At 36.6% G+C, this 14,599-nt stretch carries 13 protein-coding genes; 8 read left to right on the top strand and 5 right to left on the bottom strand.

Annotated features, from left to right (window positions below; all coding sequences use genetic code 11):
* Positions 1-21 precede the first annotated feature (21 nt).
* Both DF947_RS14510 and DF947_RS14505 read right to left on the bottom strand, forming a co-directional pair.
* Positions 22-822 (bottom strand): alpha/beta hydrolase, encoded by an 801-nt coding sequence (locus DF947_RS14510; protein ID WP_109930772.1) that lies wholly within the window; start codon positions 820-822, stop codon positions 22-24.
* 47 nt (positions 823-869) lie between these two features.
* A complete protein-coding gene (locus DF947_RS14505; RefSeq protein ID WP_109930771.1) occupies positions 870-1,868 on the bottom strand; it encodes an alpha/beta hydrolase in 999 nt (332 codons plus the stop codon).
* Between the two features lie 72 nt (positions 1,869-1,940).
* Between DF947_RS14505 and DF947_RS14500 the strand changes: the two genes are divergently transcribed.
* The 3 genes from DF947_RS14500 to DF947_RS14490 all read left to right on the top strand — a co-directional run bounded on the left by DF947_RS14500 (position 1,941) and on the right by DF947_RS14490 (position 4,560).
* Positions 1,941-2,912, top strand: a complete 972-nt coding sequence (locus DF947_RS14500; RefSeq protein ID WP_109930770.1) for a polyprenyl synthetase family protein — start codon at positions 1,941-1,943, stop codon at positions 2,910-2,912.
* Entirely contained in the window at positions 2,913-3,968 is a 1,056-nt protein-coding gene (locus DF947_RS14495) for a TerC family protein (RefSeq protein ID WP_109930769.1), read from the top strand.
* A 250-nt stretch (positions 3,969-4,218) separates the two neighbouring features.
* Complete coding sequence (locus DF947_RS14490; RefSeq protein WP_167398020.1) at positions 4,219-4,560, top strand: DUF6370 family protein; 342 nt, start codon at positions 4,219-4,221, stop codon at positions 4,558-4,560.
* Positions 4,561-4,710: 150 nt separating this feature from the next.
* Here the strand turns inward: DF947_RS14490 and DF947_RS14485 are convergent, their stop codons facing one another.
* Entirely contained in the window at positions 4,711-5,676 is a 966-nt protein-coding gene (locus tag DF947_RS14485) for a polysaccharide deacetylase family protein (protein ID WP_109930768.1), read from the bottom strand.
* 74 nt (positions 5,677-5,750) lie between these two features.
* Here DF947_RS14485 and DF947_RS14480 point away from each other — a divergent pair, with 74 nt between their 5' ends.
* Positions 5,751-6,263 (top strand): hypothetical protein, encoded by a 513-nt coding sequence (locus DF947_RS14480; protein ID WP_109930767.1) that lies wholly within the window; start codon positions 5,751-5,753, stop codon positions 6,261-6,263.
* 226 nt (positions 6,264-6,489) lie between these two features.
* Here the strand turns inward: DF947_RS14480 and DF947_RS14475 are convergent, their stop codons facing one another.
* Positions 6,490-6,870 carry a GtrA family protein gene (locus tag DF947_RS14475; protein WP_109930766.1) on the bottom strand — a complete coding sequence of 127 codons (381 nt, stop codon included), beginning with the start codon at positions 6,868-6,870 and terminating at the stop codon, positions 6,490-6,492.
* Position 6,871: 1 nt separating this feature from the next.
* Positions 6,872-8,512, bottom strand: coding sequence for an ArnT family glycosyltransferase (locus tag DF947_RS14470; protein WP_109930765.1), 1,641 nt, complete (start codon positions 8,510-8,512; stop codon positions 6,872-6,874).
* An 84-nt stretch (positions 8,513-8,596) separates the two neighbouring features.
* Between DF947_RS14470 and DF947_RS14465 the strand changes: the two genes are divergently transcribed.
* The 4 genes from DF947_RS14465 (at position 8,597) to gcvP (ending at position 14,423) form a co-directional block, all read left to right on the top strand.
* Positions 8,597-9,313 carry a pyridoxine 5'-phosphate synthase gene (locus DF947_RS14465; RefSeq protein WP_109930764.1) on the top strand — a complete coding sequence of 239 codons (717 nt, stop codon included), beginning with the start codon at positions 8,597-8,599 and terminating at the stop codon, positions 9,311-9,313.
* A gap of 98 nt (positions 9,314-9,411) precedes the next feature.
* Positions 9,412-10,308 carry an EamA family transporter gene (locus DF947_RS14460; protein ID WP_109930763.1) on the top strand — a complete coding sequence of 299 codons (897 nt, stop codon included), beginning with the start codon at positions 9,412-9,414 and terminating at the stop codon, positions 10,306-10,308.
* Between the two features lie 108 nt (positions 10,309-10,416).
* Entirely contained in the window at positions 10,417-10,980 is a 564-nt protein-coding gene (locus tag DF947_RS14455; RefSeq protein ID WP_109930762.1) for a hypothetical protein, read from the top strand.
* A 566-nt stretch (positions 10,981-11,546) separates the two neighbouring features.
* Complete coding sequence (gcvP, locus tag DF947_RS14450) at positions 11,547-14,423, top strand: aminomethyl-transferring glycine dehydrogenase (protein WP_109930761.1); 2,877 nt, start codon at positions 11,547-11,549, stop codon at positions 14,421-14,423.
* Positions 14,424-14,599 lie beyond the last annotated feature (176 nt).

Below are 14,599 nucleotides of genomic sequence, written 5' to 3'. Positions count from 1 at the left end.
ATTTGCATTGACTTATAAATCTTATTTCTTTTTTTGACAAAGAATACCAAAGCCTTTGTAAATACTATTATGTAGAATAGTTAAATGACTTTCATCCGGTAGAGGCAAAAAATCCAATTTTAAATTTGTGCGCTGTTTTAAAATTTCTGCAAGTTTTCTTGTATCACCTTCCATTACTTTTCCTTCTGTGCCAACCGAAAGATAAACTCTTAGGTTTGTTTTGGTCTGTTGTTCTAAATATTTGGGAGCTTCGCCTAAAAGCGATTCATTATTCCACCACAAACTCGGGCTGATAATCATATAATTGTCAAAGAGTTGTGGTTTTTTTAATAAAATTTCTGTTGCCAATAAACCACCCAGCGATTGCCCAATTATGGTTTTACTTTCGTTGGTTTTATAATTATTTTGGATAAAGGGCTGGAGTTCTTTTTCTATAAACGAAATAAATTTCTCAGATTTTCCCGTAGTCGGGTAATCTTTTAAATCTTCTTTAATAGTTGTCGGGAAAGTGAAATCTCTTTTGCGATCTACATTTGCAATGCCCACAACTATCGATTTTGGCATGGTTTCAATCATCGTTAAAAACTGAACCAAACCAACAATATGAATAAAATCCTCATTCGCAGAGCCATCCAAAAGATAAATTACTGGATATGTTTTCGCAGAATCTACAGCATAACCCTCTGGCAGATAAATATTCAATGTTCGGCTTTCTTTTAAAACAGAAGATTGTATTTTTTCAATTTTTCCTAATGTAAAAGGCTCTTGTGCAAATAAGTTAAAACTGATGATAAGGAAGCAAAGGGAGCAAAAATATTTCATTTATAAAGAGTATGTAAATAATGATCTGAAAAATTAACTGAGCGTTTTTAATGGTTATGAATATTTTCCTTCAAAACATTTCCTACAAAACTATCGATAGAAGTTTCAACGCTTGGTAAATCTTTTGAAGTAATGTAAGATCCCAAAACATGGTTTCCGCCATTTGGAATGGCTATTTTTTGTTTTAAATCTATTGGAGTTCCCAGCTGATTAAACATTTTGAGCATAGCATCAACCCGAACAACTGGATCCTGTTCGAGTTCATTTTTATAAAAGTACAGCATTAAAACGGGTTGCTTTACTTTTTCAAAGGTGCTTTTTAACATGGTGCTCTCTATAAACTCCTGCAGTTCTACAAGCGATTCTAAGCGATAGTTGGTGTACCAATATTTTTTATATTCTTCAGTTCTGCCGTCAACTTTACGCTCATCACCGCCCACAACTTTTCTGGCAATTTGCAATCCCCATGGATCGTTCAGCAACCAGGCATTTTTATCATTGATTGCTACATTTGGCGATAATAAAATTAAGCTGTTGATCTCGGGATACGTTGCAGCCAACTTTAGGGCAACGGTTCCACCGGTAGAAGTGCCGACCAAAATTACCTTTTTGCCTAATTTTTTTCCAATAGCGTAAGCTTGCTTGCTCGTTTCCCAAAGTTTGTCAGCCGTAAAATATTGCATCGGCGAAATGGTGTCAATTCCATGATCAGCCAAACGGGCTAAATATAAATTGGCATTAAGTTTTTTAGCTAGGTTTAAATGGATGGGATTTCCTTCCATTTTTGATGCAGAAAAGCCATGTAAATAAACAATTGCATATTCAGTTTGCCGGTGGGTAGAATCTGCCCAGATAATTTCAGCTTCATTGCCTGGTTTTAGCTTATGCGCACTTTCTATTGTTTGAACATAATTATCTAGGTCCTTTAAATCTGGAACCTTGCTCGGTTCATCGCTGTAAAGTGGTTTTTTTGGCTTGGGTCCGGCCAAATAAACCCCGATAATTAAAACAGAAAGGCCAATTAAGATTTTATAGCGTTTTTTCAATGCAATGTTTTTATTAAATGTAAAGTTTTATAGGAATTTAACCTAAGTTTGCAATCAATTTTTTTTCCAATAATGCCGGGAATCGAACAAATAAAAAAACCTATAGCAACTGACATTAAAGCGTTTGAAAAAACCTTTAAAGAATCTATGCACAGCGATGCACCACTGCTCGATCGGATTACACATTATATCGTTAAACAAAAAGGAAAACAAATGCGCCCCATGTTTGTGTTTTTTGCAGCAAAACTGTGCGGTGGCATTACCGAGTCTACCCATCGCGGGGCAGCTTTGGTAGAACTTTTACATACGGCTACTTTGGTGCACGATGATGTGGTGGATAACGCTTATGAGCGCCGTGGTTTTTTCTCCATTAATGCGCTTTGGAAAAATAAAATTGCCGTTTTGGTAGGCGATTATCTTTTAGCCAAAGGTTTACTGCTTTCGGTAAACAATAACGAGCACCGTTTGTTACAAATTGTATCAGAAGCAGTTAAACAGATGAGTGAGGGCGAACTTTTGCAGATTGAAAAAGTTAGGCGGATGGATATTTCCGAAGAACTTTATTTCGATGTAATTAGGCAGAAAACAGCTTCTTTAATCGCATCTTGTTGCGCTGCGGGTGCGGCATCGGCCGGCGCCGACGATGCAACGATTGAAAAAATGCGTTTATTCGGAGAAAAAGTAGGTATCGCTTTTCAAATTAAAGATGATACTTTCGATTTTGGAACCGATGATGTTGGTAAACCTCTGGGTATAGATATTAAGGAGAAAAAAGTAACCCTTCCATTAATTTATGCACTTAACAAAGCCGAAAAATCTGAACGGAAAAAAATCATCAACCTGGTTAAGAACCATCAGGATGATCCAGTTAAAATTCAGCAGATAATAGATTTTGTTAACGAAAAAGAAGGTGTTTTTTACGCCAATAAAAAAATGCAGGAGTATCAAAAAGATGCCTTTGATATTTTACACCAATTTGAAGCCGGAGAAGCAAGAACGGGATTAGAACAACTCGTACTCTACACTACGGAACGTAAAAAATAAATGAGTAACGAATTAATCTTCAGCATCGGATTTCTTTTATTTATTGCCCTTATTCTTGCATTAGATTTAGGTCTTTTTAGCAGGAAAGAGCATGTTGTAAGCTTAAAGCAAGCCGGCGTAATGAGTTTAATTATGGTGGCAATGGCCATCGGCTTTTATTTCATCCTAATAACCGAAGGGCAAGAACTCCACGGAATTAAAGATTTTGCGCATCTAAAAGAAATCGTAGTTAGGCATCAGCACAACATTAGCCTTATACCAAATAATTTTCAAGAGAGCTTAATGCTCTACAAGCAAAACCTTGGCCTCGAATTTCTTACCGGCTATGTTATAGAATATGCACTTTCTGTAGATAACATTTTTGTAATCGTTCTAATTTTCTCCGCATTCGCTGTCGAAGAAAAGTACTATCACCGTGTATTATTCTGGGGTATTTTAGGCGCAATTGTTATGCGATTCATCTTCATTTTTGTTGGCGCCGCCTTAATTGCAAAGTTTGCCTGGATTCTTTATTTATTTGGTGCTTTTCTGGTTTTTACCGGAATAAGGATGTTTTTTAGTAAGGAAGGCGATGATAAGATTGATCCCGAAAATCACCCTGTAGTAAAGTGGGCATCAAAAATATTCTCCATACATCCCAAATACGAAGGCAAGCACTTCTTTGTAAAAATTAATGCCAAACGGATGGTTACACCGCTATTTTTGGTTCTGTTAATTGTAGAATTTACCGATCTACTTTTTGCAGTGGATTCCATCCCCGCAATTTTTGCAGTAACCAAAGATCCATATATCGTCTTTTTCTCCAATATTTTTGCCATTATGGGTTTGCGTTCCATGTTTTTTTTATTGGTCAACATCATCCATAAATTCCACTATTTAAAAACGGGCTTAGCTGTTTTGTTAAGTTTTATTGGCGTTAAAATGCTGGGGCATGTATACCTAGAAAAATGGGGTTTCACCACAGAACATTCCTTAATTGTAATTCTAAGCATATTGGTTATTAGTATTGTGGCATCACTCATCTTTCCCAAAAAGAAGAAACATACTCAAGCTTAGGTTTTTTGATTGTTGTGTTAAGGAAACATATTTTTAAAAAGTTTTTGAAAATCTTGGTTCTGTAATGCTTGGTTAACTGTAGTCCTGCTTTCCGTTTTACTCCATTGCATTTCGTGCTCACTACAATCAGGTTTATTTAAAAAGAATTGAAGCGCTTTTGAACCAAAAAACCTACATTTGTTCATCCCATTTATCTCTAGGCAAAGTTATACATTAGGATATGTGGCAAGTATATAAACAATTTACAATCATGAAAAATATAATTTTGGCTTTGGTTTTTGGTGTATTTGCAATTGGTGCAAGCGCACAAACCGCACCTAAAAAAGCGGCATCATCAAAAGTGGTTACTAAACAAGTTGTTGATATTGCTTGTGGCGAATGTCAATTTAAAATGAAGGGTAAAGATTGTGAACTTGCAGTGAAAATTGATGGCAAGCCTTATTTCGTTGATGGTAAAAGCATCGATGATTTTGGTGATGCCCATGGCGAACACGGTTTCTGCAACGCCGTAAGCAAAGCAGAAGTAACCGGCGAAATTGTAAATAACCGCTTTAAGGCAAAGGAGATAAAGTTGTTGCCAACAAAAAAGTAGCGTCATTGCGATACTTCGTCATTTCGCTTGTGTTGGAAAACCAAGTGCTAAGCAATGACGCTAAATCTTTGAAGGTAGGTTTCACCACATCATTGCACTCCGATGGAAATGAAGAACCAATATAAATCTGCTTTTTTTATCTCCGGAAAATTATTCAAATTCCTTTTCCAAACCCTGCCTTAAATCAAACAAAAGCCATTGCTTATTCATAACATCCGCTTGCTTGGATTTTAACAATTTGATAAAATCCTTAACGCCGATTTCTTCATTGCCATTACCATGAATCAAGACAATACTTCCCGCATTCGGTTGTTGACCTTTAGCCAGCCATGCATCGCTGCCAATTGGAATTAGGCCATACGCGTCAATTTTTTGAACTATTGTTTTATCGGAAACCAAACCCGGGAAACGAAAAAACACCGATGGCGTTAATCCATTTTTCAGCATCAACTTTTCATTCTCCAAAACCTCAACGTCCAAATCTGTTCCTTTGGCAAGCAAAAAGTTTTCAGCCAAGGGCAAACTGTTTACTTCATGATTAAAAGAATGATTAACCCAGGTAATATCCAATTCTTTTTTATCAACCAAACTTTTCAACCAATTCAGATCATCCTGATGTTTGAGCATCCATTTCCCAGAAACTGATACGGCCAATGGCGCAGGTTGTTCTATCTTTTTAAATTCATCAAAAACAGATTGAAAAATAATTCTGTCCAAACCTTTGTGCGATGGACAAAGATCGATGGTTAGGGTAATGCCTTTTTCGTTTGGAATGGCATGATCTATACCTGCATTTTGCAATTGCAGATCTTTTGCTGATGCAGCTTCCAGTGATTTCACATATGCTGTGCTTTTAAAAATGGCCAATACATTTGAATATTCTAAACTATTTAAGGTGTATTTATTGGCAACTTCTATTTTAGTTTCTAAGCTGTTTGGGTTTACTAAAAGCAGATATTTCTGATTGTTACTTACAAAACTTCTTAAAGCAATCAGTTTTTCTTGATTCTGAGATGCCATAGCATAACTCACTTTATATCGCTTAATTATTTCGAAGTTTTGTGCAAAACTGCTTGATGCTAAAAGGATTATAAGAAGTAGAAATTTGTATCTCATATTGTTAAAAATAATACGAAAGTTTCAACAGTCAAAAATAATCTTATATTTGAATTAGGAAGCTAAGATATTCTATGAAAAAATCGCTCTATTTTTTCTTTTTATTGTTTCTATCTATTGGTTGTAGCGATACAGGCTCTAGCAAACCAGAATCTATTTCTTCTATCCTTTTAAAAGCTTATCAGGCAAAATCAATTTCTGATGGTGCTAATTTTTTAATTCAAAAAGGATATAAACTAAGTCGTAAAATAGAAAATAAAGTACTTCCGCAAAGTATAACCATGCTCGAATTTGAAGGTGATCGTTTGATCTCGCTAAAAGCCGTAGAAAACAATATTACCGAGCTAACCTGCCTAACCAATCAAATAGATGAAGTTGCGAGTCTAAAAGAAGATCTCATTAAGAATTTCAACTTTAAACTAGAACAAAGGAAGTTGGCTGTTAATCAAACAATTAAGACCGATATCTATTCCAATGATCAGATCGTTGCTAAAATTGTTACTGCAAATAATAAGGATGGAAAAGGTAGTATCAGTAGCATCAGTTTTAAGCAAAAAAATAAAATTCCTTATTTAAAATCTTTCTAATTAAGTTCAAATCCGTTATCTTTACCAAACGGCGCAATGAACAAAGAAAAAGTAAAATTATGGTTTAAGCGGGTAGGGCTAGTTGGGTTTTTATTCTTCCTGATTAAAGGGATAATTTGGCTTGTGGTGTTCTATTTTATTGGCAAAAATGTTACTTAGATCGTTTATTTGTTCACTGGTTATTGGTTCATTAGGCTTGATCTTTCTCAAAGTGTTTCAAAACCGCTTATTTAAACGTAAACAGCATATTCGCTAAGAAATTCCAAATAAAAACAATTACAATAGCAAAGAATTTAGCTATGTAAAAATTAGTTCCATTTTTTCTTTGATGGAAAAGATAAATAATAAAGGTATTTAAACCCAAGCCGATTAAACTTACGACCAAAAACTTAGTAAATTCTGTGCCCCAATGTGCATTGGTACTTTGAAAAGTCCACACTCGGTTAATTAAATAATTATTGGTTACCGCTAGGGTAAAACCAATGGCGTTGGCCAGATACTTATTTACCTTTATCTTTTCCTTAAAAAGCCAGGTGGCACCAAAATCGATCGCCATACCCAGTAGGCCGGTTAATCCAAATTTTATAATGCGGAAGAATAACTCCATGCTAATGTATTTTAACCAAATAGAAATGTTCTAAAACCTGAGGGCGTGTTTTAGCATTGATAAATTTTCCGGTCAGTTTTGTAATGTGATAATACTCAAATGATTTTAACACTTCAGTATGGTATTCGGTTTGTAATCTTGCCAGTTCAGCCTCTGGCGTATAAATAATTAAATCTTCTTTATTTTTAACCTTGGTAAGTTCCTCGTAACTCCAGAAATATTTCGGTTCACCATTGGCGTAGAAATCAAAAGAATAAGTATCAGGATACATTAAAACGGATGCTTTTGCCTTTGGATAGTTTTTCTTTAACCAATTTCCAGCTTCCATTCCCGCTTCATATTTTAAAACCGAGGGATAGAAAAACCCTGATAGAAAGATCATCATCCCAATAGAGATAAAAATGCTTCTAGCCAAAAGTATTCTGGTGCTTAATCCTTTAAAAAATATAAATGAGATAATTAATAATCCAACTAAAATAACCAATGCGATGTAATTATAATCAAACTTAAAAAACACAGCTATTGAAGAAAGAATTAAGATTACTAAAATGGCCAATACGTTTTGAATCGTAATAAAAATTTTCAGGCTTCTGTCTTTTAGTTTCTGTATGTAGATGGCCGTAATTATTGCAAATTGTGGCAAAATAATAAGAATATAGTGCGGTAACTGAAATTTGGAAAGCGAGAACAATAGGAAAGTAATCGCCGCACTTACCCAAATAAAAATGCTTTCTGATGGTAGATTTATTCTGTTTTCCCTTTTGAAAAGGTTGAATACTGCCGTATAAAATAAAATAGACCAGGGTAAAAAAGCCCAAAGCGTAGTGTGCAGAAAAAATGAAATATCGCCTTTGCCTTTTATCGGGCCATTGTTAAAGAAACGTCCAAATTGGCTATCCCAAAAGAAAAATTTTAACCCTGAAACATGAGTTTTGCCAAATACTATTTTCTCTGGGTGTAAATCAAACTGAACGTACAGTGTGTAAAGTTCCGGAATGATGAAAATGAAAATTAAAACAATGGCCAGCCACCATTTTGGTTTCAACAACTGTTTCCATTGGTTGGTGGATAGCCAATAAATAATAAAGCCACCGAAAACAGGAATCAAAACAAAAATTCCTTTAATCATTATGGCGCATGCGGCGAACAATGATCCGGCAACAATATGCCAAAAAGAACCTTGATGTGCTTTATAATAATGGTAAATGGCTGCGAATGTAAAAGTGGTGATGTAAACTTCCGCTCGAACATCAAAAGTAGAAATCAATACATGGAGCGAGCTTAAAAAAATTAACGAACTGATTAATCCAATTTCTTTGTTGTAGATATCTTTTGCCAGTTTATAAATATAACAAGCACCCAATAATCCGAATAAAAAGGATGGAAGTTTGTAGGCAAAAGCTGTAACCCCAAAGAGCTTGAAAGACATCGCTGCGAACCAAAATGTTAAATGTGGTTTGTCTAGCCAATCTGCACCGCGAACATAAATATTTATATAATCGTTTCGCAATACCATGTTTTTAGCTATAGAAGCGTACAATGCCGAGTCGGGTTCCATAATTCCGCCAAATAGCGCTAAGGCACTTACGGCAACAATTAAAACTAGGAGGATTTTATATAAAAGCTGATCTTTCAAATTCATTAAAGTCTGAACAAATATGAGCAAAAAAAAGTCAAATTTATTTATGGTTTCCGATTAACAAACCCAAAGCATTATCTTTGCTGTATGACAAAATTATCGGTTAACATCAATAAAATTGCTACGCTTCGTAACAGTCGTGGAGGTAATAATCCTGATTTAGTTAAAGTTGCATTAGATTGCGAACGTTTTGGAGCGCAAGGAATTACTGTACATCCTCGCCCAGACGAACGCCATATTCGTTATCAGGATGTTTACGATTTAAAGGCAGTAATTGCAACTGAGTTTAACATTGAAGGCAATTGTAAAGAAGATAAATTTGTCGATCTGGTTTTGGCTAACAAGCCCGCTCAGGTTACTTTGGTGCCCGATGCTGAAGGTCAGATTACCTCCAATCATGGTTGGGATACCCTAAAATACAAAGATTATCTTAAAGAAATGGTTGCTGTTTTCCAAAAGGAAGGCATTCGTGTTTCTATTTTCGTTGATCCTGTAGTTGAAATGGTAGAAGGTGCTGCCGAAACCGGAACAGATAGAATTGAGTTATATACCGAAACGTATGCGCATAACTATTTTGCCGACCGTGAGAAAGCGATAGTGAGTTACATTGCGGCTGCGCACCATGCCAATAAATTAGGCCTGGGTATAAACGCTGGTCATGATTTAGATTTGCATAATCTGCATTACTTTGCGCAGAGCATCCCAGGTTTGTTGGAAGTTTCTATTGGCCATGCGCTAATTAGCGACGCACTTTATTTGGGTTTGGAGACTACTGTTCAGAAATATTTACAACAACTTATTTAAGTGAAAAGTTTAGAGTATAAAGTTGAAAGTTTTGGTACACGTCTGGACACTTTATACAATTAACTTTTTACTCTAAACTTTTCACTCTGAACTTTATTATGTTAAAAGGAATTCTCCTTGTTTTTTTCGGTGCCTGTAGTTTCGGCATCCTTTCTACTTTTGTAAAACTGGCTTACCACGATGGCTATACACTTGGCGATGTAACTGGAGCGCAGGCTTTTTTTGGCGCTGTAATCCTGTGGATTTTATTCTTCTTTCAAAGTCGAACCTCAAAATACAAGATTAAAGAAATCGAAATTAAAACACCTTGGTGGAAAATGATTTTAGCCGGAACTTGTACTGGTTTGGTTAGTGTGTTTTATTATCAATGCGTAAAACTTGTACCCAATTCAGTTGCCATAATTTTGTTGATGCAGTTTATATGGATGAGCATTTTAATGGAATTCATCATTTTTAAAAAGAAACCAACGGGCCTGCAATTCATGGCTATTCTTTTAGTTTTGGGCGGAACGGTTTTGGCCAGTGGAATGGTAGAAGCAAGCATTCAATCCATCAGTTTAAAGGGAATTGGTTTTGGATTATTGGCTGCACTATCTTATGCGGGTTTTTTAATGCTGAGCGGAAGAATTGGAAATGAATATCCACCGTTAAAGAAAAGTGCGCTAATGATTACGGGTGCTTGCGTTTTAATATTTATCATTTTTCCGCCCACATTTTTGTTTGATGGAGCACTTAATGGATCGCTCTTAAAATGGGGATTAATTATTGCAGTTTTCGGAACGGTAATTCCACCGCTATTTTATGCAGAAGGTGTTCCAAGAATCGGGACGGCTTTAAGTTCTATTTTAAGCGCCGCTGAATTGCCTGTTGCCGTAATGATGGCTGGTTTTGTATTACAAGAACAGGTTTCTTTTTTGCGCTGGGTTGGTGTTGCCGTAATTTTATCCGCTATGGTTTTGCCCAATTTAAAGTGTTTGAAGAAGGGTTTAAGGTAAGAGGTTTAGGGTGTAAGGTTTTAATTGACTAATATCTTCCGACTTTCGGACTCCAGGCTTCGGACTTATAAAAAAATTAAATATCTTTAAAAAGCTTAACATAAAGACATGAAAAAACTTACCATTTATATTTTATCTATAATTGTTATCGGCTTTGCCGGATGTAAAAATAAAACAACCATTAACCAAAGTGAGGCTGGTGAAGTGATTACAGATTATCTGAAAGCGAATCCTGAATATAAAACCACACGCTTTAATTTTGGAGAAATGAAATTTAGCAGTACAAGCGATAAGGTTGAACTGGGAAAATACAGAACACTAGAAAGCAAAGGCGTGGTTTCAATCAATTTAAAAGAGGCGAAAAAAAAGTTCCTTTCTAAAGACAGCAGTTTTGTTTATCAAATTACTTTAACAGATAAGGCTAGCCCACTGGTTTTAAAGCAGGATGATGATAAAGCTACTGTTAAAGTTGTCGAATATCTTTTATCAGATGAAAAACCTGTAGATTTTTCTCAGGTAAATTCGAGTACGGCAAAAGTTACCGTATCATTAAAAAAGGTAAACACCGACTTTGCTCCATTTGATAAGGATGCAAACGAAAACAGCAACTTCATTACCAAAACGTATAAATTAAAGTTGAGTAAAGATGAAGGATGGAAGGTGCAGAAGTAGGTTAGAGAACAAAGAATAAGGAGTAAAGAATTAAGATCTAAGTGCAAATAAAAAAAGCATTGTGCTTTAGGCTTAATTTGGTTAGGTTCACTAACATTCATGCTGTCTGCTTTAGGTTTCCGTTGGCTAAAGCCGAACGGGCATGAATTTCAAAAGCCATTTTGTTTGTCATTGCCGTCAGTTTCAACTGACGGAATATAAATAAAGCACGTTAGGCTTTAGCCAAAATTGGCGCTTTGCAAACTATGTTTTTTTGCAGTTTCCTGATTTTCTAAACCCGACAGCCGCGAAAATACTTTTTGTTTGCAATAGCCCTAAATATCACACTAGCCAACAAAAAGATTGTAGCAAATGGCGGGAACAGACTTTAATTTCTATACAGTCATTGCTTTCCAAATAAATTAAATTCTTCGGGATGTTATTCAAGCGTTTGTCTTGAAACCATAGCTTAAAATCTACTTTTTTAGTCGCTTTTAAGCATAAATAAGACACCTTTTTTACATTGATTTATAGTAAAAAACAGGTTCGTTTTTCCTACCTTTGCGGCATCTTATTATTCACACCGCATGAGCTTAAACATCCATTACAAAGAAGAGTTTCAAAACCGACATATTGCGCCAAATCAGGAAGATACTGAGGCGATGTTGCAAACCGTTGGCGTAAATTCGATTGATGAATTAATTGAACAAACTGTACCGGCAACAATTAGGTTAAAACAGGCCTTAAATTTGCCTGCAGCAAAATCAGAAACCGAATATCTTAATGCTTTAAAACAAACTTCTTTGTTGAATAAAGTTTTTAAAAGCTTTATTGGTCAAGGTTATTATGATACAATTACACCTGGAGTAATTTTGCGTAACGTATTCGAAAATCCGGGATGGTACACGCAATACACGCCATATCAGGCAGAAATTGCTCAGGGCCGCTTGCAGGCTTTGTTAAATTTCCAGACAATGGTTATCGATTTAACCGGGATGGAAATTGCAAATGCTTCTTTATTGGATGAGGGAACAGCGGCAGCTGAGGCAATGTTTATGCAGTACAGTACGCGTAAAAACCAAGCGGCCAAAAAGTATTTTGTATCGGAGTTGGTTTTCGCTCAAACGATAGATATTTTAAAAACACGTGCCAATCCTTACGGTATTGAATTGGTTATCGGAAGTCATTTGGATTTTGTTGCAACAGAAGATTTCTTCGGCGCAATTGTTCAATATCCGGCTGGCAATGGTGAGGTTTTTGACTACAAAAACTTTGCTTCGGAACTGCATAACCAAAATATTAAATTAACAGTTGCTGCTGATATTTTAAGCTTAACCTTATTAACCCCTCCAGGCGAATGGGGTGCAGATATTGTTGTGGGTACGACTCAACGCTTCGGTATTCCGATGGGTTTTGGCGGTCCGCATGCAGCTTTTTTCGCAACTAAAGAAGAATATAAACGTTCAATCCCAGGTCGTATTATTGGTGTAACCATTGATAGCCATGGCGATTATGCTTTACGTATGGCTTTGCAAACCCGCGAGCAGCACATCCGTAGAGATAAAGCAACTTCGAACATCTGTACAGCACAGGCTTTATTGGCCATTATGGCTGGTTTTTATGCTGCTTACCATGGTCCGAAAGGCTTAAAAGCAATTGCAGAACGTACCCATGGCTTGGCAGTAAGCTTAGCCAGCACTTTAAAAAATTTAGGTTTCGAACAATTGAGTTCAGTTTATTTCGATACCATTCGTTTCGAATTGGGCGATTTAAAAGGTGGCATTCAATCGGGTTGTATTGATAACGAGATCAATTTAAATTATAACGGTAGCGTAGTTACCATTTCTCTTGATGAGACAACTACTTTTGAGGATGTTGTTTTAATTTCTAAAATCTTTGCTAAAGTTAAAGCCGTAGCTGCAGATCAGGTTGAAGTTGTAGAAAATGTAGAAATTGTTATTCCAACGGAATTACAGCGTACTTCGGCATATTTAACGCACCCAATTTTTAATTCGCACCATTCAGAACATGAAATGTTGCGTTATATTAAATCTTTGGAAGCAAAAGATTTATCGCTTTGCCATTCGATGATTGCTCTGGGCAGTTGCACCATGAAATTAAACGCAACGGCAGAAATGATTCCGGTTACTTGGTCTCACTTCGGTCGCATTCACCCATTTGCTCCAGCCGATCAAGTATTAGGTTATTATTCGGTTTTTAACGAATTGGATAAATGGTTAAGCGAAATTACCGGTTTTGCTGCGATGAGTTTACAGCCAAATGCGGGAGCGCAAGGCGAATACGCAGGTTTAATGGTTATTCGTGCTTATCACCATGATAGAGGCGATTTCCACCGTAACGTAGCTTTAATTCCTGCTTCTGCTCATGGTACAAACCCTGCATCTGCAGCAATGGCCGATATGAAAATTGTTGTGGTAAAATCTTTAGAAAACGGTAATATCGATGTTGAAGATTTAAAAGCAAAAGCAGAATTACACAAAGACAACCTTTCTTGTTTGATGGTAACTTATCCATCAACGCATGGTGTTTTCGAAGAAAGCATTATAGAAATTTGTGAAACCATTCACGCTAACGGCGGACAGGTTTACATGGATGGGGCAAACATGAATGCTCAGGTTGGCTTAACAAGCCCAGCCAATATTGGGGCCGATGTTTGCCACTTAAATTTGCATAAAACTTTCTGTATTCCTCACGGTGGTGGTGGTCCTGGTATGGGCCCAATTGGCGTGGCGAAACATTTAGTTCCTTATCTTCCTGGTCATGCAGTGGTAGATATCGATAAAGGAAAATCAATTTCTGCAGTTTCATCTGCGCCTTGGGGTTCTGCATCAATCTTGATTATTTCTCATGCTTACATCGCAATGATGGGCGCCGAAGGCTTAACCAATGCAACAAAATATGCGATTTTAAATGCCAACTATATGAAAGCTCGCTTAGAGCAACATTATCCAGTGCTTTATTCAGGCGCTCAGGGTCGTTGTGCACACGAGATGATTTTAGATTGCCGTTCATTCAAAGCTTTCGGAATCGAAGTAACGGATATCGCAAAACGTTTAATGGATTATGGTTTCCACGCTCCAACGGTTTCATTCCCGGTTGCAGGAACTTTAATGGTTGAGCCTACAGAATCTGAGCCTAAACACGAGTTAGACCGTTTTTGTGATGCTTTAATCGCGATTAAAAATGAAATCACCGAAGTAGAAAACGGTACTTTAGATAAGGTTGATAATCCCTTAAAAAATGCACCACATACTGTTGCGGTAATTACGGCAAACGAATGGGATCATGCTTACAGCCGCCAAACTGCTGCTTTCCCACTTCCTTATGTGTTGGAGCGCAAGTTCTGGCCATCAGTTGGTCGTGTTAACGACAGCCATGGAGATCGATCATTAATTTGTGCTTGTCCACCGGTTGAAAGTTATTTGGAAGAAATTGTTCCTTAAAGGAGCCTCACCCTATTAAAGTTTGAGGTAATTGTTTTTTGCAAGTCCCTCTCCAGAGGAGAGGGAAACAAAGGATTGTGGTTTGAACCATTAAGTTTAATGTTGTTCCCTCAAATATCCTCTCTTCTGAAGAGGTATTATAAAGTACTTGCCAACCCCACGAACTTTCATTGGGT

The sequence above is a fragment of the Pedobacter paludis genome, assembly GCF_003173575.1.
GTDB lineage: Bacteria > Bacteroidota > Bacteroidia > Sphingobacteriales > Sphingobacteriaceae > Pedobacter > Pedobacter paludis.
Note: the sequence above shows the minus strand (reverse complement) of the source record. Positions and strands in the feature narration are given on the sequence as shown.